The sequence below is a fragment of the Pseudoalteromonas sp. NEC-BIFX-2020_015 genome, assembly GCF_012952265.1.
GTDB classification, from domain to species: Bacteria; Pseudomonadota; Gammaproteobacteria; order Enterobacterales; family Alteromonadaceae; genus Pseudoalteromonas; species Pseudoalteromonas neustonica.
Window position 1 is genome coordinate 26,271 of the sequence record NZ_JABCJL010000024.1, and the last position, 23,011, is coordinate 49,281.

Annotated in this window: 28 protein-coding genes; 15 read left to right on the forward strand and 13 right to left on the reverse strand. The window is 41.3% G+C overall.

Annotated elements, in window-relative coordinates; all coding sequences use genetic code 11:
- Window positions 1-8: 8 nt before the first annotated feature.
- The 10 genes from rapZ to HH219_RS16255 form a co-directional block, all read right to left on the reverse strand.
- On the reverse strand, window positions 9-851 hold the full coding sequence (gene rapZ, locus HH219_RS16210; protein WP_054204415.1) for an RNase adapter RapZ: 843 nt from the start codon (window positions 849-851) through the stop codon (window positions 9-11).
- Window positions 852-871: 20 nt separating this feature from the next.
- Window positions 872-1,324, reverse strand: coding sequence for a PTS sugar transporter subunit IIA (locus HH219_RS16215; protein ID WP_054204414.1), 453 nt, complete (start codon window positions 1,322-1,324; stop codon window positions 872-874).
- Between the two features lie 4 nt (window positions 1,325-1,328).
- On the reverse strand, window positions 1,329-1,616 hold the full coding sequence (gene hpf / locus HH219_RS16220) for a ribosome hibernation promoting factor (RefSeq protein ID WP_054204413.1): 288 nt from the start codon (window positions 1,614-1,616) through the stop codon (window positions 1,329-1,331).
- 29 nt (window positions 1,617-1,645) lie between these two features.
- Complete coding sequence (locus HH219_RS16225) at window positions 1,646-3,142, reverse strand: RNA polymerase factor sigma-54 (RefSeq protein WP_169328068.1); 1,497 nt, start codon at window positions 3,140-3,142, stop codon at window positions 1,646-1,648.
- Between the two features lie 66 nt (window positions 3,143-3,208).
- On the reverse strand, window positions 3,209-3,934 hold the full coding sequence (lptB, locus tag HH219_RS16230; RefSeq protein WP_169328069.1) for an LPS export ABC transporter ATP-binding protein: 726 nt from the start codon (window positions 3,932-3,934) through the stop codon (window positions 3,209-3,211).
- Window positions 3,931-4,464, reverse strand: a complete 534-nt coding sequence (lptA, locus tag HH219_RS16235; protein ID WP_169328070.1) for a lipopolysaccharide transport periplasmic protein LptA — start codon at window positions 4,462-4,464, stop codon at window positions 3,931-3,933. The genes lptB and lptA overlap by 4 nt, the downstream gene beginning before the upstream one ends.
- Window positions 4,454-5,008, reverse strand: coding sequence for an LPS export ABC transporter periplasmic protein LptC (lptC, locus tag HH219_RS16240; RefSeq protein ID WP_054204409.1), 555 nt, complete (start codon window positions 5,006-5,008; stop codon window positions 4,454-4,456). The genes lptA and lptC overlap by 11 nt, the downstream gene beginning before the upstream one ends.
- Window positions 5,005-5,556 (reverse strand): 3-deoxy-manno-octulosonate-8-phosphatase KdsC, encoded by a 552-nt coding sequence (gene kdsC, locus HH219_RS16245; RefSeq protein WP_054204408.1) that lies wholly within the window; start codon window positions 5,554-5,556, stop codon window positions 5,005-5,007. The genes lptC and kdsC overlap by 4 nt, the downstream gene beginning before the upstream one ends.
- The gene (locus tag HH219_RS16250; protein WP_054452731.1) at window positions 5,556-6,527 is read right to left on the reverse strand and encodes a KpsF/GutQ family sugar-phosphate isomerase; all 972 of its coding nucleotides are present in this window, start codon (window positions 6,525-6,527) and stop codon (window positions 5,556-5,558) included. The genes kdsC and HH219_RS16250 overlap by 1 nt, the downstream gene beginning before the upstream one ends.
- 25 nt (window positions 6,528-6,552) lie before the next feature.
- Entirely contained in the window at window positions 6,553-7,524 is a 972-nt protein-coding gene (locus HH219_RS16255; protein WP_169328071.1) for a calcium/sodium antiporter, read from the reverse strand.
- Window positions 7,525-7,767: 243 nt separating this feature from the next.
- Between HH219_RS16255 and mlaF the strand changes: the two genes are divergently transcribed.
- The 7 genes from mlaF to murA are packed head-to-tail and all read left to right on the forward strand — an operon-like array spanning window position 7,768 to window position 12,427.
- Window positions 7,768-8,583, forward strand: a complete 816-nt coding sequence (gene mlaF, locus HH219_RS16260) for a phospholipid ABC transporter ATP-binding protein MlaF (RefSeq protein ID WP_054204405.1) — start codon at window positions 7,768-7,770, stop codon at window positions 8,581-8,583.
- Window positions 8,583-9,362 (forward strand): lipid asymmetry maintenance ABC transporter permease subunit MlaE, encoded by a 780-nt coding sequence (gene mlaE / locus HH219_RS16265; protein ID WP_169328072.1) that lies wholly within the window; start codon window positions 8,583-8,585, stop codon window positions 9,360-9,362. Before mlaF ends, mlaE begins: the two co-directional genes overlap by 1 nt.
- 14 nt (window positions 9,363-9,376) lie before the next feature.
- The gene (gene mlaD, locus HH219_RS16270; protein WP_054204403.1) at window positions 9,377-9,925 is read left to right on the forward strand and encodes an outer membrane lipid asymmetry maintenance protein MlaD; all 549 of its coding nucleotides are present in this window, start codon (window positions 9,377-9,379) and stop codon (window positions 9,923-9,925) included.
- Window positions 9,926-9,931: 6 nt separating this feature from the next.
- A complete protein-coding gene (locus tag HH219_RS16275) occupies window positions 9,932-10,606 on the forward strand; it encodes an ABC transporter substrate-binding protein (RefSeq protein WP_169328073.1) in 675 nt (224 codons plus the stop codon).
- A complete protein-coding gene (locus tag HH219_RS16280) occupies window positions 10,599-10,892 on the forward strand; it encodes an STAS domain-containing protein (protein WP_169328074.1) in 294 nt (97 codons plus the stop codon). The genes HH219_RS16275 and HH219_RS16280 overlap by 8 nt, the downstream gene beginning before the upstream one ends.
- Window positions 10,893-10,897: 5 nt before the next feature.
- Window positions 10,898-11,155 carry a BolA family protein gene (locus tag HH219_RS16285; RefSeq protein WP_007378312.1) on the forward strand — a complete coding sequence of 86 codons (258 nt, stop codon included), beginning with the start codon at window positions 10,898-10,900 and terminating at the stop codon, window positions 11,153-11,155.
- Window positions 11,156-11,167: 12 nt separating this feature from the next.
- Window positions 11,168-12,427, forward strand: a complete 1,260-nt coding sequence (murA, locus tag HH219_RS16290; protein ID WP_169328075.1) for a UDP-N-acetylglucosamine 1-carboxyvinyltransferase — start codon at window positions 11,168-11,170, stop codon at window positions 12,425-12,427.
- Between the two features lie 54 nt (window positions 12,428-12,481).
- Here the strand turns inward: murA and HH219_RS16295 are convergent, their stop codons facing one another.
- From HH219_RS16295 to HH219_RS16305, 3 genes are all read right to left on the reverse strand, one after another.
- Window positions 12,482-13,564 (reverse strand): trypsin-like peptidase domain-containing protein, encoded by a 1,083-nt coding sequence (locus HH219_RS16295; RefSeq protein WP_054204553.1) that lies wholly within the window; start codon window positions 13,562-13,564, stop codon window positions 12,482-12,484.
- A gap of 102 nt (window positions 13,565-13,666) precedes the next feature.
- Entirely contained in the window at window positions 13,667-15,019 is a 1,353-nt protein-coding gene (locus tag HH219_RS16300; RefSeq protein ID WP_054204399.1) for a DegQ family serine endoprotease, read from the reverse strand.
- A gap of 465 nt (window positions 15,020-15,484) precedes the next feature.
- A complete protein-coding gene (locus tag HH219_RS16305) occupies window positions 15,485-15,928 on the reverse strand; it encodes a YhcB family protein (protein WP_054204398.1) in 444 nt (147 codons plus the stop codon).
- A 143-nt stretch (window positions 15,929-16,071) separates the two neighbouring features.
- On the opposite strand from HH219_RS16305, the gene zapE reads away from it, so the two are divergent.
- The 8 genes from zapE to HH219_RS16345 all read left to right on the forward strand — a co-directional run bounded on the left by zapE (window position 16,072) and on the right by HH219_RS16345 (window position 22,750).
- Window positions 16,072-17,160, forward strand: a complete 1,089-nt coding sequence (zapE, locus tag HH219_RS16310) for a cell division protein ZapE (RefSeq protein WP_054204397.1) — start codon at window positions 16,072-16,074, stop codon at window positions 17,158-17,160.
- A 331-nt stretch (window positions 17,161-17,491) separates the two neighbouring features.
- Window positions 17,492-17,920: a 50S ribosomal protein L13 gene (gene rplM, locus HH219_RS16315; protein ID WP_007378318.1), complete on the forward strand. Its 429-nt coding sequence runs from the start codon at window positions 17,492-17,494 to the stop codon at window positions 17,918-17,920.
- Window positions 17,921-17,931: 11 nt separating this feature from the next.
- Window positions 17,932-18,321 (forward strand): 30S ribosomal protein S9, encoded by a 390-nt coding sequence (gene rpsI / locus HH219_RS16320; RefSeq protein WP_054204396.1) that lies wholly within the window; start codon window positions 17,932-17,934, stop codon window positions 18,319-18,321.
- Window positions 18,322-19,005: 684 nt separating this feature from the next.
- Window positions 19,006-19,596, forward strand: a complete 591-nt coding sequence (petA, locus tag HH219_RS16325) for a ubiquinol-cytochrome c reductase iron-sulfur subunit (protein WP_054204395.1) — start codon at window positions 19,006-19,008, stop codon at window positions 19,594-19,596.
- Window positions 19,596-20,861 (forward strand): cytochrome b N-terminal domain-containing protein, encoded by a 1,266-nt coding sequence (locus HH219_RS16330; RefSeq protein WP_054204394.1) that lies wholly within the window; start codon window positions 19,596-19,598, stop codon window positions 20,859-20,861. Before petA ends, HH219_RS16330 begins: the two co-directional genes overlap by 1 nt.
- Window positions 20,858-21,601, forward strand: coding sequence for a cytochrome c1 (locus tag HH219_RS16335; RefSeq protein WP_054204393.1), 744 nt, complete (start codon window positions 20,858-20,860; stop codon window positions 21,599-21,601). Before HH219_RS16330 ends, HH219_RS16335 begins: the two co-directional genes overlap by 4 nt.
- A 79-nt stretch (window positions 21,602-21,680) precedes the next feature.
- Window positions 21,681-22,307, forward strand: coding sequence for a stringent starvation protein SspA (gene sspA / locus HH219_RS16340; RefSeq protein WP_054204392.1), 627 nt, complete (start codon window positions 21,681-21,683; stop codon window positions 22,305-22,307).
- A complete protein-coding gene (locus HH219_RS16345; protein ID WP_169328076.1) occupies window positions 22,307-22,750 on the forward strand; it encodes a ClpXP protease specificity-enhancing factor in 444 nt (147 codons plus the stop codon). The genes sspA and HH219_RS16345 overlap by 1 nt, the downstream gene beginning before the upstream one ends.
- The last annotated feature ends 261 nt before the right edge of the window (window positions 22,751-23,011 follow it).

Genomic DNA, 23,011 nt, shown 5'->3' on the forward strand with positions numbered 1-23,011 from the left:
CTCTTCGTTTATTCTTGTTCGCGATGGCGAATCTTCACATTACTATGGCTCATTGCAAAGCTTTCGCCAATGGTTTGTGCTAAATACACTGAACGATGTTGTCCACCGGTACAGCCGATTGCAATTGTTAAGTAGCTACGATTATTGCGTTCAAGGTGTGGTAACCATGTTTGCATAAAAGTTTGAATTTGCCATGTGAATTTTTGCACTATGCTGTGACTCGCTAAATAATCTTTTACCGGTTGATCAAGCCCTGTTAGTGGCTTTAATTCAGGTTCCCAGTGTGGGTTTGGTAAAAAGCGCGCATCAAATACATAATCAGCTCCCTTAGGAATGCCATGCTTAAAACCAAATGACTCAAATGTAATGATCAGTTTTTTATCTTTTTTGCCTAAGATTTTTTCGCGAATTGATTCAGCCAGCTGGTGGACACTTAAATCGGTTGTATCAAGAATAAAGTCGGCGCGGGTAATGAGTACATCTAATAGCACTTTTTCTTGTTTAATGGCTAAATCAAGTGGCAGTGAATCTAAAGAAAGTGGGTGTAAACGGCGTGTTTCAGAAAAGCGCTTAATGAGCGTTTGGTCGTCACTGTCTAGATAAAATAGAGTTGGGTTTGCAAACCCCGGAAGATACTCAAGAATATCATTAAACTCTTGCTGTTCTTTGGGTAAGTTACGCACATCAATACTGACGGCAATCTTATCGTAGTTATCAGATACACTGCGTACTAACGACGGTAATAAGTTTACAGGGATATTATCAACACAATAATAGCCAAGGTCTTCTAATACACGCAAAGCGACAGATTTACCTGACCCTGAGCGCCCACTGATGATAATTAATTCCATGTAAACTCTCCTTCTTTTAACTACGACTGTTCAACAATGACTTGATATAGATCTTGGTCTGTTTTTGCGCTACGTATTTGTTTACAAAACTCTTTGTCGTTGAGTTTATCAGCAATTGTAGCTAACGTCTTTAAATGAAGTTCACTGTCACCATCAGGTACGATGAGTGCAACAAAAATATCGACGGGGCGATTATCAATGGCATCAAAATTGATTGGTTGTTCGCTTACTAAAATTAAAGCGAGTGGTTCTTGTGCGCCACTCATGCGACCATGCGGGATCGCGATACCACGGCCAATACCTGTACTACCTAATTTTTCTCTATTTAATAGAGCACTCAATATGTCTTGTTGTGATAAGTGAGGAAGCCGTTCATGAGCCAATTGGCTGATAAATTCGAGGATACGTTTTTTGCTATTAAAAAGGACCGCAGCTTTACTGCAGTCCTGACAAGTAAGTGAACTTAGTTTCATAGTGTTAGTGTCGAGCGTGCTTCTCTTTGTGTTTGATAACTTGACGGTCGAGTTTATCGATGAGCCCGTCAATCGCGGCATACATGTCCTGGTGCTGCGTTGAGGCAAATAGCTCTGCGCCACTGACATGTAATGTTGCTTCTGCTTTTTGGTTGAGCTTTTCTACGTCAAGAATAACATGGACATTGTTGATGTGATCAAAATGCCTCTCAAGCTTCGCAAACTTATTGTTTACATAGTCTCTTAATGAATCAGTAATTTCTACGTGACGACCAGTTAAATTTAGTTGCATAAGCATTTTCCTTCTTGTGGTTTTACGCCTTAAATCAAGCTTTTACGTTGATTTGACGGTGGAATAGCTAGCGATTCACGGTACTTTGCTATTGTTCGTCTAGCTACTTTGATACCTTGCTCTGCCAATATATCTGCAATTTTACTATCACTCAATGGTTTAGCTGAGTTTTCTGCTGCAATCAATTTTTTTATGAGTGCACGAATTGCTGTCGATGAGCATTCTCCGCCATTTTCGGTACTGACATGGCTTGAGAAAAAATACTTTAACTCAAAAATACCACGTGGTGTATGCATGTACTTCTGGGTTGTTACCCGGGAGATTGTTGATTCATGCATTTCAACCATTTCAGCAACATCGTTTAATACCATAGGTCGCATAGCCTCGGGGCCATGCTCAAAAAAACCTTGCTGCTGTTTAACAATGCAGTTCGTTACTTTGAGTAATGTGTCATTACGACTTTCTAGGCTTTTTATAAACCATTTAGCTTCTTGTAAATGAGAGCGAATAAATTGGCTGTCAGTGCTCGATTTTACAGAGCGCGACATCGCCGCATATTGGCTGTTAACTCTAATTTTTGGCATGCTATCAGGGTTGAGCTCTACCACCCAGCGGCCTTTAATTTTTTTCACTGACACGTCGGGAATAACGTACTCTGACTCTTCTCGAACTATGGTATCCGCAGGCTTTGGATTAAGGCTGTGGATGAGTGTCATTACTTCTTTTAGTTCATCTTCCTTTAGCTTAGTCTTTTTCATCAAAGTACGATAGTCGCGACTAGCTAATAAATCGATATGATCAGTTAAAATCATTTTTGTTTCGCTAATCCAAGGCGTTGCAGGATCAAATTGATTTAGCTGAATACATAAACATTCAGGTAGGCTGCGTGCAGCAATACCGACCGGATCAAATAACTGAATACGCTTTAATACCGCTTGAACTTCATCAAGTTCAATTTCTTCTTCGTTATTACCTTTGTTTAGGCTTTCAGCAATGTCTTCACAGCTTAATGTAAGAATACCTGAGTCATCAACCGCTTCGACAATGGCTATCGCGATAGCTTCGTCAGTCGGACTAAAATGTGTCAGCTGTAGTTGCCACATAAGGTGATCGTGGAGGGTTTCAGATGAAGCGCCTTGATAAATAGATTCATCTTCAGGCATTGGCCCTGATGAAGAGCTTGGTGCGGCGCTCATGTATTCATCCCATGTAACATCCATCGCCATTTCGTCGCTTACGGTATCTTTTGCTAGCGCTTCACTGCTTTCTTGTTCGTATTCACTTGGCGTGTCATCAGCAGAGGCACTGACAGTTTGATCATCAGTATCTTGTTTTTGTTCGTTCTTACCACCTGATTCATCACCAAAGTCATTTTCATCGACCTCAAGTAATGGATTGCTATCTAGTGCTTCTTGGATCTCTTGTTGAAGATCTAATGTGCTCAACTGCAACAAACGAATAGCTTGTTGTAGTTGTGGTGTCATTGTAAGTTGCTGGCCCATGCGCAGCTGGAGTGATTGCCTCATGTATCTCTAACAATCCTTTTATTGTTGTCATAATTAAGTCTAGCAGAACCTTAGCCGGGCGTGGCTTTATAGCCTAAATTGCTCACCCAAATAAACGTCGCGGACTGTTTGGTCGGCAAGTACATGCTCAGGAGTGCCTGATGCAATTAACTCCCCATGAGAAACTATGTAGGCTTTTTCACAAACATCAAGGGTTTCTCGTACATTGTGGTCGGTAATAAGTACGCCTATCCCACGGTTTTTAAGATGTTCAATAATCTTCTTTATATCTAACACCGAAATAGGATCAACGCCAGCAAAAGGCTCATCTAACAGGATAAATTTAGGGTTTGCGGCTAAAGCGCGAGCAATTTCAACGCGACGGCGTTCACCACCAGATAATGCCATACCTTGACTATCACGGATGTGCTGAATGCTAAATTCATCAAGTAAGCCATCAAGCGCTTCTTCACGAGCTTGTTTATTTAGCTCTTTACGGGTTTCGAGTATCGCCATCAGGTTTTGGTAAACGGTCAGTTTGCGAAATATCGAAGATTCTTGCGGTAAATAGCCAATCCCTAAACGTGCACGGCTGTGCATTGGCAATAAGGTGATGTCGTTATCATCTATGCTTATTTGACCTTTGTCGCTTGGCACTAATCCTACAATCATGTAAAAAGTGGTGGTTTTGCCTGCGCCATTAGGGCCAAGTAAGCCAACAATGCTGCCAGCGCTGACTTCTAAGCCTACATTTTTTACTACTTGGCGGCCTTTATAACTTTTTGCTAAAAACTCAGCTTTTAATGTGCTCATGGCTGACCTTTTTCGTTATCTTTTTTAGTGTTTACTGGGACTAATATTGTATGCACTCGTTCGTCTGAATTTTCATCTTTTTCAGCGCTAATTAATTGTTGGTCCATGTCGTATGTAATACTTTTGGCATTAATCTTTTGACCTGCTTGAGTGACTTGGGCGTTACCGATTAAAGTTAAATAGCGTTTATCAACATCGTAACGAACCTCATTGGCGCTGGCGCTCATAATTGTGCCATCTGTTTGTTTTTCTTCAAAGTATGCAGGGCTTCCAGTGGCAACAAGCAGCTGCTTATTATCACCTAAATCTTCACGTTTGTGCACTTCTAGGTGATCAGCTGTGATACGACGATTACCATGGATTATCTCTACGTTTTTTTCAAAAATACCGACATTTTTTTTCAGCTGTGCAAGCTGTTTATCAGCGCTTATCGATACTTGTTCTGCAAGTGGAAGAGTACCTTCAGCAAAGCTTGAAAGGGCAATGAACAAGCTAGGTATTACAAGTAAGTGAGCAAATTTATTGGTCATAATATATGGTTCGCGTATGGTTAATAAGTTCTACCACTTCGGCTTTTAAGTCGGCTCTAAGGCCGCGTCCGGTGGTCTTTAAATTTGGTCCGATTAATTCAACAGGCTGTTCTGAACTCATGGTTTGTTGTTCAATATCAACCAAGATATTATCGGCATTAATATGCTTAATCATTGCGTTGTTTGTGAGATTTTTAGCAACAACATTGCCTTCTAAAATCAACTGGTTATTTTCATATAATGTGGCTTCTTGCGCATTGATTTGCCACGTTTGCTGTTGATTATATAAAGTAAAAATAGGCTTTTCAAAGTAAGTAAATCCTAACTGCTGATAAAGTTCCATTTTTGCTGCGGTTACTTTGTGGCTAATTTTACCTTGCTCATCAAATGCGGTTTGCTTTAATTCGACCGCGGTATAATCAGGTTTTGCTATCACATCTTCTTGATTTTTTACCGTGGTCGTTGTTTGGCTAAAGTACGGGAGCCACAACCACGCCATAAAACCTATAAATAATACGCTTAATATTAAACGCGCACTATTCATGAGCTAGTCCCTTCACTGGTCAATGGTTTTCCATTAACTAGCATTAATAGGTCAGTTAGCTCGCGTACTGCACCAAAGCCACCGGGTAGCATTGTTGTGTAATGTGATAGTCGCTTAATTAGCGGGTGTGCGTCATTTACAGCAACTGCAAAGCCAACCAGTTCCATAACCGGTAAATCAGGACCGTCATCGCCGATATAGGCAATTTGTTCGTCACTTAACTGGAGTTTATCTTTTAGCTCTTGATAAGCGTGCAACTTGTTTTCTTGGCCTTGGTAGATATGCGGTACAGTTAGGCTAGTCATTCGTTGCTGAACTATCTGTGAATGGCGGCCTGTGATCACGGCTACTTCAAAACCACTATTGATAAGCGCTTTGATACCAAAACCGTCTTTAGTATTGAAGGCTTTTAGTTCTTCACCTTGGTTACCAAGATAAATACGGCCATCAGAGAATACCCCGTCAATATCACAAATAAGTAATTTAACTTTTTTGGCGCGGGTTTGCGCATCGTCTGAAAGTGGTTGGTATAAGTCTGCAAATTGCATTATAAAACTCCTGCTTTTAGCAAATCTTGCATGTTAAGTGCGCCAATAGGGTGGTGATTTTCATCAATGACAATTAAGCCATTAATGCGTTTATTCTCCATGATATTAAGCGCCTCGGCTGCTAGCATATCGGCTGTAGCGGTTGTGCAAGAACGGGTCATTACGTGACTAATTAAAGTACTGTGAATATCAATTCGTTGCTCTAAAATTCGGCGCAAATCACCATCTGTGAACAAGCCAGCAAGTTGACCCGAATTATCAACTATAGCGGTCATGCCCAAGCCTTTAGCCGACATTTCAATTAACGCGTCTTTAATACATTGCGTGTCTTTGATGATAGGCGTTGTATTGCCAGTATGCATAATATCTTTTAAGCACAGCAATAAGCGTTTGCCTAAACTTCCACCAGGGTGTGATAGTGCAAAGTCGTCAGCAGTAAAACCTCGCGTTTCCAGTAGGGCAACTGCCATTGCATCCCCCATAGCAAGCGTGGCTGTTGTGCTTGCTGTTGGGGCAAGGCCAAGCGGGCATGCTTCTTGGCTTACTTTAACGCATACGTGAACATCAGCCCATGTAGCCATTGATGAGTCAGGATTGCCGGTCATTGCGATCATTTTTGCACCAAGGCGCTTTATGACCGGGATAATGTTTAATACTTCACTGGTTTCACCTGAATTAGAGATAAGAATAACCACATCATCACGTGTGATCATACCTAAATCGCCGTGGCTTGCCTCTCCTGGATGTACAAAAAAAGCAGGGGTACCTGTGCTGGCTAACGTTGCCGCTATTTTATTACCAATATGGCCAGATTTACCCATGCCTACGACAATAATCCGACCGCTGCATTGATACATTAGTTGGCAGGCTTGATTAAAATTATGATCAAGGTATTGAGCAATATCAGCAAGGGCTTGGCGTTCTATTTCAAGGACTCGTTTACCTTGTTCAATAAAATTTAACTGCGTCATTGTGTTATCCATTTTATGAGGTGCATTAAGCAACTTGGCTGAAAATATAACCTTGGTATACTAAAAATGAGATCAGTAATATGCCACCTTCTACTCGAGTAATACGTCGTGACCCTCTAAAACTCAAGGACATGGCAATTAATGCGATGGTTGCACCAATCATTATTAATGCATCGCGGTTTGCTGCTGAAGGGTCAATGATCGATGGGTTTATAATACCAGCCAGTGGCAATACGGCTAATATGTTAAATAAGTTTGAACCAACGATATTACCTAAAGCTAAGTCATCTTCTTTTTTAAGGACCCCAGCAATACATGCTGCAAGTTCTGGCAAGCTTGTACCAATGGCAATAATTGTTAGACCGATAACTAAGTCACTCAAACCAAAGTACTGTGCTATGTCAACGGCTGAACCAACTAAAAAATGCGAACTGATTGGCAGTAATATCATGCCAATGACTAACCAAAAAAGCGCCGACTTAGTTGTTACATTGTCAGGCACATCTTCACATGCTTCGCTTACAAACGGGTCATCTGCTTCGTTTTTTGCTCGAATAGATACAAAAATAAGACCGACAATAAATATAACAAAGCCAATGATTAGCGCAATACCTTCAAAAAATGAAAAATAGTTATCAGAAAAAATATACCAAGCAGCAACTGACACTAACAGCACAAGGGGCATTTCACGCTTTAAAGTTGTTGAAGAAACACATAAAGGTCTGAATAATGCTGTAATGCCAAGTACTAAAAGAATATTGGTGATATTTGACCCTACGGCATTACCCACAGCTGTGTCTGTTTTACCCGCGAGTGCAGCAGAGGCAGACACCATCATTTCAGGTGCGGATGAGCCCATTGCAACAACCGTTAAACCGATAATTAAAGTAGGGATCCCTAAGTTTTTAGCTAATGCAGCAGCACCGTAAACAAAGCGATCAGCACTCCAGACCAGAGCTGCAAAACCCAGAATTAAAATGACAAATGATGTCACCATTATTTTACGCCAATTATTCAAAATGAGATGGCTGCAAATAGTAACAAAAGCGAACCTGAAAGTATAAATAAAAGAATCAGGTCAACTTGTTAGATTTGCCTTTAAAAGTAACGTAGTAAGGAGGTATTTAGAGGTGAATATGTAAGCTAGGTTACTTTTACATGAAATATTACAAAATTTTACGATTTGTTTTTTCCATCTTGGTGGAAAAACCCTTAAAATAGCAAAACTAGGAAAATAGTAATGGAGAGCGACTTGTCGCAACCAATAGTAGAAATCAAGGATGTGAGCTTTTCACGGGGCAACAGAAGCATATATAAAAATATGAGTTTCAGTGTTCCAAAAGGCAAAATAACGGCGATTATGGGCCCTAGCGGCATTGGTAAAACGACGATGCTACGTTTGATTGGCGGTCAGTTAAAACCAGATAATGGCACTATTTTGTTTGAAGGCGATAATATCCCGACCATGTCGCGTAAAGAGCTTTATGCTGCGCGAACCAAAATGAGCATGTTATTTCAAAGTGGAGCATTGTTTACCGATATGTCAGTGTTTGACAATATCGCGTTTCCACTACGAGAACATACCCGCTTAAGTGAAGATTTAATTCGCCTTGTTGTATTAATGAAGTTGCAGGCTGTGGGCTTGCGTGGCGCACAAGATCTTATGCCTTCAGAATTATCAGGTGGTATGGCACGCCGAGCAGCGCTGGCACGTTCAATTGCGCTTGATCCTGAGTTGATAATGTATGACGAGCCATTTGCAGGGCAAGATCCAATCTCAATGGGAGTATTGGTGAAATTGATTAAGTCGTTAAACCAGGTGTTAGGTTTGTCATCGTTGATAGTGACTCATGATGTTACTGAAGTGATGAGCATTGCTGACCACGTGATCATTATTGCTGATCAAGGCGTAATAGGGTGTGGCACGCCTGATGAAATGCGTAATCATGAATCACCGTTAGTGCAACAATTTTTAAAAGGCTTGTCAGATGGTCCAGTGCCATTTCATTTTCCTGCTCAACCATACGATGAAGAGTTACTCGGAGTGCATAGCTGATGTTTGATTTACTTCAAAAGCTAGGCCATAAAGCTTTAGGTCGTTTTGCGGCGTTAGGGCGTTCAACGCAAATGTTAGTTGGTGCCTTGTGGAATATACCTAACTTTAGAAAAGGTACCCCGCTATTAATTCGTCAGTTATACATGATAGGTTCGCAGTCACTGCTGATTATTATGGTGTCAGGGCTATTTATAGGTATGGTGCTTGCGCTGCAAGGTTATACGGTTTTGGTGGGCTACGGTGCAGAAGATAGCTTGGGCCCGTTAGTGGCATTGAGCTTATTACGAGAATTAGGCCCGGTAGTGACCGCATTATTATTTGCTGGGCGCGCAGGTAGTGCATTAACCGCCGAAATAGGGTTGATGAAAGCGACAGAGCAATTATCGAGCCTTGAAATGATGGCAATTGATCCGCTTAAACGTATTATTGCGCCGCGTTTTTGGGCTGGCTTTATCAGCATGCCATTACTGGCATTAATTTTCTCTGCGGTAGCAATAATTGGTGCGCATCTTGTTGGTGTTGATTGGCTAGGCGTAGATACTGGTAGCTTTTGGTCAATTATGCAATCTCAAGTGTCGTTCCAACAAGATATTTTAAATGGCATGATAAAAAGTTTTGTATTTGCCATCGTCGTTACTTGGATAGCACTTTATAAAGGATATGACTGCACACCGACTTCAGAGGGGATCAGTAAAGCAACGACAGAAACGGTTGTGCACTCATCTTTGGCTGTTTTAGGGTTTGATTTTATTTTGACTGCGGTAATGTTTACCAACTAATAAAGGTATAAATAATGAATTCACGGAAATTAGAAATTTTAGTTGGCTTTTTTGTAGCGTTAGGAATTGCTGCATTTGCCATGTTGGCATTAAAGGTCGCAAACGCAGGGATTAGCGGTAGCGGTGAAACCTATCAGTTAAAAGCTAAATTTGAAAATATTGGCTCATTAAAAGCACGTGCGCCAATCAAGGTCGGTGGTGTTGTTATTGGCCGTGTTGAAGCTATCTCGGTTCATCCTCAGGAGTTTTTACCTGTGGTAGATATGACAATAGATGCCCTATATCAGTGTCGCTTTTCAGATACCAGTTCGGTTTCTATTTTAACGTCAGGTATTTTAGGCGAGCAGTATTTAGGTATTAACCCAGTGATAGCGCCTAAATCTGCAGAGCAGCGCTGTATGGGTCAGGAAGTAACCAGTAACGATCAAGATTTAGGATTAGATGAATTATTTGGTGTGGAAAGTAAGGCACTAAATGATGGTGATTACATCACTGATACTAAGTCTGCATTAGTGCTTGAAGAGTTAATTGGGCAGTTTTTATTCAATCAAGGTGGCGAGTAATTTATTATGTTTAAAAAGTTTTTAATGGTTTTAGCGTTGACCGTCAGCGCCGTTAGTGTAGCCAGTGATGCAGTTGATTTGAAAGACCCATATAAAATGGTCCGCCAAGTATCTGATAACACTTTTCAGCGTATTACGCGCGATCAGGCTTTAATTAAACAAGACAACGAGCACCTGCGTGTGATTGTTAGTGAAGAGCTTATGCCTTATATAGATTACAAGTATGCGGCATTACGTGTACTAGGCAGTCATGTATCAAAAGTGCGTGCAATTAAAGATCCAGCAGAGCAAAAGCAAGCAGTTGAAGACATTAAACGTTTTATTGATGTTTTTCAGCAGTATTTAGTCGCGACTTATGCGGGGGTTTTTACTCAATACACTAATCAGCAAGTTGAGTTTGGCCAAAGTAAAGCGTTTGCAGGACAAGACGTCGTATTAGTTAAAACTAAAATTGTTGAGTCGGGCAAGCCAGAAATCAAAATAGATTTCAAAGTACGTGAAGATAGAAGCGGTGAATGGCGTGCTTATGATATGGTTGCTGAAGGTATTAGCTTACTAGATGCCAAGCAAAGTGAATTTCAAGGTATCTTGCGCCAGCAAGGTATTGAGCATGTAAGTAACTTACTAGAGCAAAAAAGCACATTACCAGTGCAGTTTAGAGGTGAAGGTGGTGATGAGTAAAGTCACCGTCACGAAACTCAGTGATGCGCAGTTTCGGGTCAGTGGAGAATTGACCCGAAATTCAATTTCAGCTGAACCACTTGTTAATAAACACTCACAAAGTAACCATAAAACATGGTATTTTGACCTTTCTGATGTATCTAGGGTTGACACGGCGGGCTTAGCTTGGTTAATTCACTCTTTCGCAGAATTAAAGCAACAAGGCATACGCCTTGAATTGCAAAATATCCCTGAACAATTGCAAAAATTAATGCAGTTGGGGCAGGTCACAAACCTATTTGAGTGAGAGTTATGGAAACTAGCCAAGTTGAAACTTTATTGCGCGACGAACTGCAATTAGCCGAAGTACATGTTAAAGCCAACGGTAGTCATTATGAAGTGATTGCTGTAGGTGAATGTTTTGACGGATTAAGCCGTGTAAAAAAACAACAGCTAGTTTATGGCCCGTTAATGAATACGATTTCTGACGGCACGATCCATGCGGTATCGATTCGGGCTTTTACCCCGACAGAGTGGAAGCGCGAACAAAAATTCATTTTACCTCAATAAAAAGGTTTCCTCATGGATCAATTTGTAATTCAGGGTGGAACCGGGCTTGCCGGTGAAGTCACTATTTCAGGCGCTAAAAATGCAGCTTTACCTATTTTATTTGCTGCATTGTTAGCACACGGTAAAAGCACATTTAACAATGTCCCTCGCTTACGTGATATCGGCACTACTGAAGCACTATTAAAAACGCTTGGCGCAGAAATACAATGGCATGGCGATCAGCTTATAATTGATGGTGGCAAAGTTGATAAAACACTTGCCCCTTATGAGCTTGTTAAACAAATGCGTGCATCAGTGCTTGCACTTGGACCTTTGGTTGCTCGTTTTGGTCAAGCGCAGGTATCATTGCCTGGTGGTTGCGCTATTGGTGCGCGCCCAGTTGATATTCATATTCAAGGTTTAGAGCGCATGGGCGCGACGATTAACGTTGAAAATGGTTATATCAATGCCACCGTTGATGGGCGACTCAAAGGCGCTGAAATTTATATGGAAATGGTTAGCGTCGGAGCCACTGAAAACTTATTAATGGCGGCAACGCTTGCTGATGGTAAAACAGTATTAGAGAATGCGGCTCGTGAACCTGAGATTGTTGATTTAGCTACTTGCTTAACTGCAATGGGTGCAAAAATCACCGGAGCAGGCACTAGTCGTATTGAAGTTGAAGGTGTCGAAAAGCTAAGTGGGTGTGAACACCGCATTTTACCTGATCGCATTGAAACCGGTACGTTTTTGGTTGCCGCAGCGATGGCTGGCGGCGAAGTGTTATGTAAGTTAACTGATTTTCATAGCCTTGAGCCAGTCATTGAAAAATTACGCGCCGCTAATGCATTAGTCGAAGTTCATAGCGATAGCATTTATTTAGATATGCGTGGCCGCGAGTTAAAAGCAGTTAATATCAAAACCATGCCTCATCCGGGTTTTCCAACTGATATGCAAGCCCAGTTTACCGCGTTAAATGTGGTTGCAAATGGCAGCGCAACAATCACAGAAACGATTTTTGAAAACCGCTTTATGCATGTCCCTGAACTGCAACGTATGGGCGCTAATATTCGCTTAGAAGGTAACACTGCAATTTGTGGCGACACTAAAAGCTTGAGCGGCGCACAGGTAATGGCAACTGACTTACGTGCATCTGCAAGCTTAATTTTGACCGGTATTGTTGCGCAAGGTGAAACGGTTGTTGACCGTATTTATCATGTAGATCGTGGTTATCAGCGTATCGAAGATAAGCTGAGTGCGTTGGGTGCAAATATTAAACGTAGAAGTAGTTAAGTTGTTCTAGGGTCCTAGGACCCTAGGACCCTAGGACCCTAGGACCCTAGGTTTTTATAACTTGGTTTCTAGCTCTGCAACTGTCAGCATTACTTTTTGAATTTTTCCGTCACGATAAAGCTCAAACTCAATTTTTTCACCGGGTTCTGAGTTTCCTATGGTACTCAATGTTTGTTGTGGGTTAGATACGCTCACCCCCGCAATTTTAATAACAATATCTTGCTCTTTGATGCCCGCTTGCCATGCTGGACCTAACGGGTCTAAATTAGTAATACGCAGCCCTGAAACCGGTGTAAAGTTATCACTTACTTCTTTGCCAGTCGTATCTACGGCAGTACCCGTAAAGCCTAAGTAACCTCTAACAACACGACCATGGCGGATCAGTTTATCCATAACTTCTTTCGCCAATGAATAAGGCACAGCAAAGAAAATACCCTGAATATCTAAATTCTCACGGGTTTTAAATTGTGCGGAAGTAATGCCTACCAAGTCGCCATTAGAATTAACCAGTGCACCACCTGAATTACCGACATTAATCGCAGCATCCATTTGTAGCAGGTTATTATAGGGGCTATCGGTGATTTTTTGCTTACCTGTAGCACTTATAATCCCTTGGGTAATTGTTTGGCCAAGGTTTAATGGGTTACCTATTGCCAGCACTACATCACCAACGCGGGGCGAGAATCGCTCACTGATTGGAATAACAGGCAAATGCTCTACATTAATTTTTAATAACGCTAAATCAGTAATGGTATCAAAGCCAATTAACTGCACATCAAAAAAGCGTCGGCCATCGGTTAAAATTACAATAATTTGATCAGCATTATTAATGACATGATAGTTCGTTAAAATGTACCCGTCACTAGACATTATTACCCCTGAACCTAACTCCCTTACGGTATTTTGGCGCTTATAACGAGGTTGGCTAGAAATGCTTTCTGAAAAGATAGTGACAACAGAAGGTGCAGCACGTTGCACTGCATCAGCAAAGCTAAGATGTTGTGCACTCATTGCGCTGGGCAAGGGGACGTTAGGTAATAGTGACGCTCGCATATTAGGGCTAAAAAACACCACTAAAAACGCAATCCCAAGGCCTGCAAAAAGTGGTGGAAGGACAAACTTAAAGAATTTCAGCACGGTTTTCTTATTATTAGTGGGCATTCCCTTTATGATGGCACAAAAAAAATAACAGCGGCAAGTGCCACTGTTATTTTTTATGTTATTAAATGTGTTTATTGCTTACTGAATGAGTACAAATACAGATTCGCGGCCTCGTTTTACGCCAAGCACAATATTTCCCTTGGTGTTTTCGATGATTTTGTTCATATCACGAATCGATTCGACGCGTTGACGATTCACTTGCATAATAATGTCGCCTTCCTCAAGTCCCACTCTTGCTGATGGAGAACGAGGATCGACAGATGTTAATTCAATTCCTTTAGCGCCATTTTTCTGTACGCTTTCGAGAGTTGCACCTTGGAATGCAGGATGTAGTTCGTCACCAGCGGCTGTTAGACCTGCTGCACCATCAAGAGTTACTTTTATCGTTTTGATTTTACCATCGCGATAAATTCCCAATTTAACTTTTTTACCTTCGCCCAGAGTCGCAATTTTACTGCGTAGCTCATGGAAGCCACTTATATCTGTGCCATCTATACTAACAATTACATCACCTGCTTGGATCCCTGCTTTACTTGCAGCTGAATCATCAGTGACCTTCATCACATAAGCACCTTGTTTTACATCTAGCTTTTGCGCTTTGGCAAGGCCTGCATCGAGAGGGCGGCCAGATATACCTAATGAGCCTCTACGTACTTCGCCATGTTCAACAATTTGATCGACGAGGTTTTTCATCATATTGGAAGGAATTGCAAAGCCAATCCCTACATTGCCACCAGATGCGCCTAAAATAGCGGTATTAATACCAATCAACTCGCCATTTAAGTTAACCAATGCGCCACCGGAATTACCTTGGTTTATAGCTGCATCAGTTTGAATGAAGTCTTCGTAGCCTTCTATATTTAAGCCGCTGCGGCCAAGAGCGCTAACGATTCCTGATGTTACCGTATGACTCAAGCCAAATGGGTTACCAATCGCCACCGCAAAGTCACCAACGCGAAGTTGATCAGAGTTAGCAAGTTTCACTTCGATTAAGTCTTCTGCATCTATTTGTAAAAGGGCGATATCGGATTCTTTATCGCTGCCAATTTTCTTCGCTTCATATTCGCGGCCATCTTCAAGCGTAACAAGCATGGTTTGCGCATCTTGTACTACATGGTTGTTTGTAACAACGTAACCTTCTTTGGCGTCAATAATTACACCGGAGCCTAAACCGCTAAATTGGCGCTTTTGGCTGCGCGGTTGGGGATTGCCAAAAAAGAAGTCGAGCGGGTCACCGCGACGGCGCACTTCTTTTGAACCAGATACTTGGATACTGACAACACCAGGCGTTATTTGTTCTAGCATGGGCGCTAAAGTTGGTAATTGTTGACCATTTACTGCGATAGGCATTTTAGCCACTGAGATTGCAGGGGTTAATAACAAGCTGGCAGATACCATAGCTGCACTGATTAACGATAATTTCATTTTCATAGTCAGGGTTTACTCCACTTTACAGAAAAAGCACACACAAAAAAGGCTGCAAATGCAGCCTTTTATCAATGTTGTATCTAATGCACTGGAAAATATATTTCAGTGTCTTTAGGTATGCATATAAAACATAAGCTGCTCTATCTACAGACTATGGGGTCAAATAAAAGTTCATCAAGACACTTTAGAATATTTGAAATTACTAGGGCGTGTTGACCTTTGTGGATTGAAATTTGTTCAATCTAGGGGCTATTTAATCGCGGCGCGAGGTTTGTAACCTAGCGGGCTAAGTAAAAACCGAGCAACAAAGAGTCAATCGCCCCTAGGAAGAACCCTTTGGGCAGCGCATGTTTGGCATTTATACTGCGTTATCGCTTATTTATGGGGAACAACCACACTGCATAGGCTCTGCCTTGCCTAAATACCAAACATACTGCTGCAAAATCAATCACGAAAGGTCAACGCGCCCTAAGACGCTTTCGCTGATTCAGGCTCTTTATTCTCGCCTGCAAATAACCCTGACTCACCTGATACATAGTCAGCTGGTTGTGCATGAGCTGATGAGCGATCGCTCTGACGCTCTTTTAATGAGCGTTGTAATTGTTCTGTGGTTTCTTTTGAGAAAAATGGTTCAGCAGGGTGCTGCTTTTTATCATTAACGAGTAATTTGTTTGTTTCTTCAACGTGATCAAGTAGCTGATCATAATTGTCTTTCATCTTATTAACGAGCTTACCTGTACTTGCTAGATGATCGGCAACATCTTGACGGTATTGCTCAAGTGCATTTTTTGCCTGTTCAGCCTGTTGTTCTAGCTCATCTTGTTTAAATTGCTTTTTAGTTACAAATGCGCCGAGGAAAAACGCCGCAACTGCCACAATAATAATAATGCCGATCCAAGTAACTGTACCCATAAATTCTACCCCTTTGGGAAAATAACTAAAATTACGCATAAAGCGTATATTCAAAAATAATTTCTGCTGCGGATAATATACCCCGAGTTACGATGCGTGTTAATATATTGCGCAAATTAAACCGTGTTTTATTGTAATAATCTATGACTCCTTGGCAAAAATACCAACAAGATCTACAGCGTGATGACTTTGTTTATGATGCCGCACAAGAAAATGCAGTGCGTCACCTACAAAGGTTATACGATGATTTAACGACTCAAAAACCTGCGACTCAAGGTTGGTTTGCGAAGCTATTTAGTAAAGATAGCACGGCTCCTATAAAAGGTTTGTACTTTTGGGGTGGTGTGGGTCGCGGTAAAACCTATTTAGTCGATACCTTTTATGAGGCGCTACCGGGAACACGCAAAATGCGCGTGCATTTCCATCGCTTTATGCACCGTGTTCACGATGAGCTTAAAAAGCTCAATAAAACGGCTGATCCACTTGAAGTGGTGGCTGATATTCTCAAAGCTGAAACTGACATTATCTGCTTTGACGAATTTTTTGTACAAGACATCACAGATGCCATGCTACTTGGCGGTTTAATGGAGGCATTATTTGCTCGTGGTATCGTTTTAGTGGCAACGTCCAATATTGTGCCTGACGAATTATATCGCAATGGCCTGCAGCGAGCTCGTTTTTTACCAGCAATAGCACTCGTAAATGCAAACACTGAAATTGTGAATGTGGATTCGGGTATTGATTACCGATTACGTACTTTGGAGCAGGCTGAGATATTTCATAGCCCGTTGGATGAGCAAGCTGATAAAAACTTGTTTGAGTATTTTGATAAGCTATCGCCAGAGCCTGGCAAGCTCGATACTTCTATACAAATAGAAGGGCGAATGATCAAAACCCGCAAAGTATCCGATTGTATTGTGATGTTTGATTTTGCTGAGCTATGTGAAAGCGCACGTAGCCAAGTTGATTACATGGAAATAAGCCGATTATATAATACGGTGATTTTATCGAACGTAAAACAACTCGGGCAAAGTAATGATGATGCAGCACGTCGCTTTATTGCATTGGTCGATGAGTTTTACGAGCGCCACGTAACATTGATCATCTCAGCAGAAAAACCAATCACTGAGTTATACACGCAAGGAAATCTTAATTTTGAGTTCAAGCGTTGTATTAGTCGATTGCAAGAAATGCAGTCGTTAGAGTATTTAGCAAGAGAGCATTTGGCGTAGTCTGAGCCGTCAGTTAAGGCAAGCTTTTCTTGACACGTAAGTTAATACAAACAAAATTTACAGCTTACAGCTTACAGCTTACAGCTTACAGCTTACAGCTTATAGCTTATAGAACAAATTTCTTGCGGAAAAAACAACCGTTGAGTAGCAATGTGGTAAAAGTGCTGGTATACTCCCGCGTCTGCCACGTTGCGTTCTATTGCCTTCATTAGATTAGCCTCTTTTGAATGGCGCACAAGTCTTAAACTCGAAGGGGTTGGAGCAAACATTTAGAGCGGTAATTAATAATAATTACCTGTGGTTTTAATTGAAAAACATTGGATTTTTATAAATGAAAACGTTTGTTGCTAAACCGGAAACAGTAAAACGTGACTGGTATGTAGTTGACGCTGAAGGTAAAACTTTAGGTCGTATCGCTACTGAAATCGCTCATCGCCTACGCGGTAAGCATAAAGTTGAATATACACCGCACGTAGATACTGGTGATTATATCATCGTTATCAACGCTGAAAAAGTTACTGTAACTGGTAACAAATTCAAAAACAAAGTGTACTATTCACACTCTGGTTTTCCAGGTGGTCTTAAGTCTACTACTTTTGATAAACTTCAAGCTGCAAAGCCTGAAATGATCATCGAGAAGGCTGTTAAGGGCATGTTGCCACGTGGTCCTTTAGGCCGCGCAATGTACCGTAAACTTAAGGTTTACACTGGTACTGAGCACAACCATGCTGCACAACAGCCTCAGGTTCTAGACATTTAAGGAGCACTAACATGGCAAATCAATACTACGGTACAGGTCGTCGTAAAAGTTCAAGTGCTCGCGTATTCTTACGCCCAGGCACTGGTAACATCGTAATCAACAATCGCTCTTTAGAAGAGTATTTTGGTCGCGATACAGCACGCATGGTTGTTCATCAAGCTCTAGGGCTTGTTGATATGACTGAAAAGTTTGATCTTTACATCACCGTTTCTGGTGGTGGTACTACTGGTCAAGCTGGTGCTATCCGTCACGGTATCACTCGTGCACTTATGGAGTTTGACGAGTCACTACGTCCACAACTTCGTAAAGCAGGTTTCGTTACACGTGATGCACGTAAAGTTGAGCGTAAGAAAGTGGGTCTTAAGAAAGCGCGTAAGCGTCCACAGTTCTCAAAACGTTAATATTTACGTTATCAAGAATTCAAAAACCCAGCTTATGCTGGGTTTTTTGTTTTTTAGAGCTATAAAAGCTAGCGAGAGTAAAGTTAGCGAGTAGTACAGTGTCAACCTATACACCGTAGCGTGGGTTAAGTATCACGAAACCCATGGGTAAAAGAACGCCACGAATACTTTAAAGCTCAGTGTACCCTTTGAAACAGAAATCTACAGTATTCGAAAACTCGCACTTTTTATAAGTAACCAACAAACTCGTATTAAATATACGCCTAATAATTAACCTACTACTGCCTTTCCTGCGTATAACTCTAAAAAAAGTTCAATAATTATCATAATTAGTGTAAATCCGTCAGTTAATTGATGAATTTTTTTGCTACAATTGTCTGGCAAGTAATGTGAGTGAGTTCAACAGCACCATGTGCAGTTTTTCTGCTTCCTCTTAGTGAGGTTGATCTTGGTCAGTATATTGTTTTTGTAAAAGTCATATCATAGAGACGGCTCTATGCTCGAGCTAACTTAGTCAATTAGTTGATAAAGTCGGGATTATTCGAGCATGAGGCTGTTAATAACCTTGTTTTAGTCAGGGGTTTTAATTATGATCGCTTCTATTTTAAAATTTCGAAAAATTAACCTGCTGTAACTGATGTTCTCAATATGGCAAGTGTTGAGAATCATAGTGGAGATAAGTGGATGAGCAATGCGCCTGTAGACAATGGCCGACGTCGCTTTTTAACCATAGCTACCTCTGTTGTAGGTGGTGTTGGTGCGGCTGGGGCTGCTGTTCCTTTTATTGCGTCTTGGAATCCAAGTGAGCGAGCTAAATCTGCGGGTGCGCCTGTAGAAGTAGATATCAGCAAACTTGAGCCTGGACAATTAATACGTGTCGAGTGGCGTGGTAAACCTGTATGGGTTGTATCACGTACCCCAAAAATGCTTGAGCAGATGAAAGAACATGAAGGTCAACTTCGTGATCCGCAATCGCAAGAGCCACAACAATTAGAATCATCAACAAATGATTACCGTTCATTACGTCCAGAGATATTTCTCGCTGTAGGTATTTGTACGCATTTAGGATGTTCACCGCAGTTTTTAAGTGGTGGATTTGGTGAAAAGGTAGAAGGAACTGATGACGGTTTCTACTGCCCATGTCATGGTTCTAAATTTGATATGGCTGGCCGTGTATTCCAATCGGTACCTGCTCCATTGAACTTAGAAATACCACCTTATACTTTTCTAGATGAGACCACTATTTTAGTGGGTGAAGAAAGAGGGGTAGCCTAATGTTTGGTAAAATTATTGGTTGGATCGACGATCGTATCCCAATGACACGTGTTTGGAACATGCATATAGCACAGTATCCTGCACCTAAAAACTTTAATTTCTGGTATTTCTTTGGCTCGTTAGCCATGTTAATGCTAGTAAACCAAATCCTTACAGGTATTTGGTTAACCATGAACTATGTTCCGTCTGCTGAGGGCGCGTTTGCGTCAGTAGAATACATCATGCGTGATGTAGAATACGGCTGGTTATTACGCTATTTGCACTCAACGGGTGCGTCAGCGTTCTTCATCGTTATTTATCTGCATATGTTCCGTGGTATGATCTATGGTTCTTATCAAAAACCACGTGAATTACTGTGGTTGTTTGGTATGTTTATTTTCTTAGCACTTATGGCTGAAGCTTTCATGGGGTATTTATTACCTTGGGGGCAAATGTCGTTTTGGGGTGCACAGGTAATCATTTCACTATTCGGTGCTATTCCGGTTATTGGTGATGACTTAACGCTTTGGATCCGTGGTGATTATGTAATATCTGGTGCGACGCTTAACCGCTTCTTTGCACTGCATGTAATTGCATTGCCATTGGTTATCGTGATCTTAGTATTCTTACATATTGTGGCACTTCACGAAGTGGGTTCAAATAACCCTGACGGTGTTGAAATCAAACGTAAGAAAGGCTCTGTAGCTGAAGAAGATAAGCCTAAATTTAAATTCCATGAGTATTACACTGACAAGAAAGACATTGTTGATGCGATACCGTTCCATCCTTACTACACAGTAAAAGATATTGTGGGTGTGGTTGGTTTCTTAATTTTCTTTTGTTGGGTTGTGTTCTTTATGCCAGCGATGGGTGGGTTCTTTTTAGAAGCGCCAAACTTTGAGCCAGCAAATCCACTTAAGACTCCTGAGCATATTTTCCCAGTGTGGTACTTTACGCCATTCTATGCAATCTTACGTGCAATCCCTGATAAACTTATGGGTGTTGCTGCGATGGGCGCATCGATTGTAGTACTTGCGTTATTACCTTGGCTTGACCGTGGTACAGTTAAATCTGTTCGTTATCGTTGTGGCTTCCATAAATGGAATATTGCAGGTTTTGTGGTTACTTTCGTTCTATTAGGTTGGGTGGGTGCAACTCCTCAAACTGATATGAAAACGATTATCTCGCAAGTCTGTACTGTGACTTACTTTATGTTCTTCGTGCTGTTGTTTGTATACAGTAAGAATGAAAAAACTAAGCCATTGCCAGAGAGGTTGACGAAATGATGAAAAAGCTAATTATCGGTTTATTTGCTTTATCAATAAACGTATTGCCGGCAATGGCGGCGGGTCCTTCGGTTCCATTAATGGAAGCTGGAAATGACCTAACTGATCAGCCTTCGTTGCAACGTGGTGCTAAGTTGTTCATGAACTACTGCCTTGGTTGTCACCAAATGGAGTATCAGCGTTATGAACGTACTTTTCGTGATATCGGGATTCCTACAGAAGTAGGTCTTGAACAATTAATTTTTGATGGTTCAAAAGTCGGTAGTCACATTACCAATGCAATGGAAAAAGATGATGCAGCAAAATGGTTTGGTGCGGCTCCGCCGGATCTAACTCTAATTGCACGTGTAAAATCTCCGGATTATATTTACACGTATTTAAAATCATTTTATAAAGATGAATCTCGTCCGTTTGGCGTAAACAATATTGTTTTCCCATCGGTAGGTATGCCTCACGTTCTTCAGGAATTGCAAGGCTTACCAACACCTATTACTGAACAGGTTGAAGAACATGGTCACACTGTGACTAAAGTTATTGGCACTGAAACAGATGGGTCGGGCGAAATGAGTGTGGATGAATACGACCAAGCGGCTCGTGATTTAACTAACTTCCTCGAATACGTGGGTGAACCTTCACGTCTTGATTCAGAAGCGTTAGGTCTTAAGGTAATCGGATTTTTAATTATCCTGTTTATCTTGGCATTCATGCTTAAGAAAGAATACTGGAGAGATGTTCATTAAGTTTGAACATATTTAAAGGTAATTTTGCAATAGGGGCTTAAGCCCCTATTGCTGTTTTTGTTATTTAATGGAGGTAGGCATGGCCGTAGCTGCCAATAAGCGCCCTGTAATGACCCTTTTTTCTGGTGCTAACTGTATGTATAGCCATCAAGTACGTATTGTACTTGCTGAAAAAGGCGTAAGTGTAGATATTCATCTGGCTGAAAAGGACAACCTGCCAGAAGCACTTCATGAAATTAACCCTTACGGTACAGTGCCAACACTGATTGACCGTGAGTTAGGTTTATATCAGGCAAATATCATCATGGAATACCTTGATGAACGTTTTCCTCATCCTCCACTAATGCCTGTATATCCGGTAATGCGTGGCCGTAGCCGTCTAATGATGCATCGTATCGATACGGACTGGTATAGCCTTGCTGCAAAAGTTTATGGCAATGGCGCAGATGCTGCTCAAGCACGTAAAGAGCTGACAGAAGCATTACTAGCTGTTGCAGCAATCTTTACTGAAGCTCCTTACTTTATGAGTGAAGAATTCAGTTTAGTTGATTGCTACTTAGCACCACTACTATGGCGTTTGCCTGAACTTGGTATTGAGCTTAATGGTGCTGGTTCTAAAGAAATGAAAGAATACATGATCCGTTTATTTGAGCGTGAATCATTCCAAGCTTCTTTGACTGAAGCTGAGCGTGAGATCCGTTTGTAATGACGTCTAATCGTCCTTATTTACTCCGCGCTTTTTTTGATTGGATTGTTGATAATCAGTGTACGCCACATTTAGTGGTAAACGCTGATTTTCCTGCAGTGCAAATACCAACACAGTTTATCCAAGATGGTCAAATTGTGCTTAATATTAGCCCTTCAGCCGTCACGCAGTTTTCGATGGATAATCAGCAATTAAGCTTTAGCGCCCGATTTGGTGGTCAGCCAATGCAAGTATATGTGCCAATTGGTGCAGTGCTTGCTATTTATGCCCGCGAAAACGGAGAAGGCACAGTGTTTACCGCAGATGAGTTTTTAGAGGACGAAGACGATTTTGTAGGTGAGCTAGAAAGTGTTGATTTAGACGATGGGTTCCCCCCTGATGATGAACCTACACCGCCTAAGCCAGATAACAAAAAAGGCTCGCATTTACGTGTTGTAAAATAATATGTAAATTGACAAAAAAACCGCTAAGTAGCGGTTTTTTTATGTCTGTATAAAAGCGCATTAAAGGTAAAAATCAAAGGTGCTAGGGAAGTGACTTGGTACTAAGTGCTAGGTAAACTATGGACTACGGGATTGGTATGGGTGTTTGGGTTTATTGTAGGCGGGGCTTTATGCCGCGCAGGTGGTGTTAAAGTTCATAGGCGACGAGCTGCTAGAAGCGGGTTAAGGTTGATTGTTTACCCCGCGTTTTTTAGTGAAGAT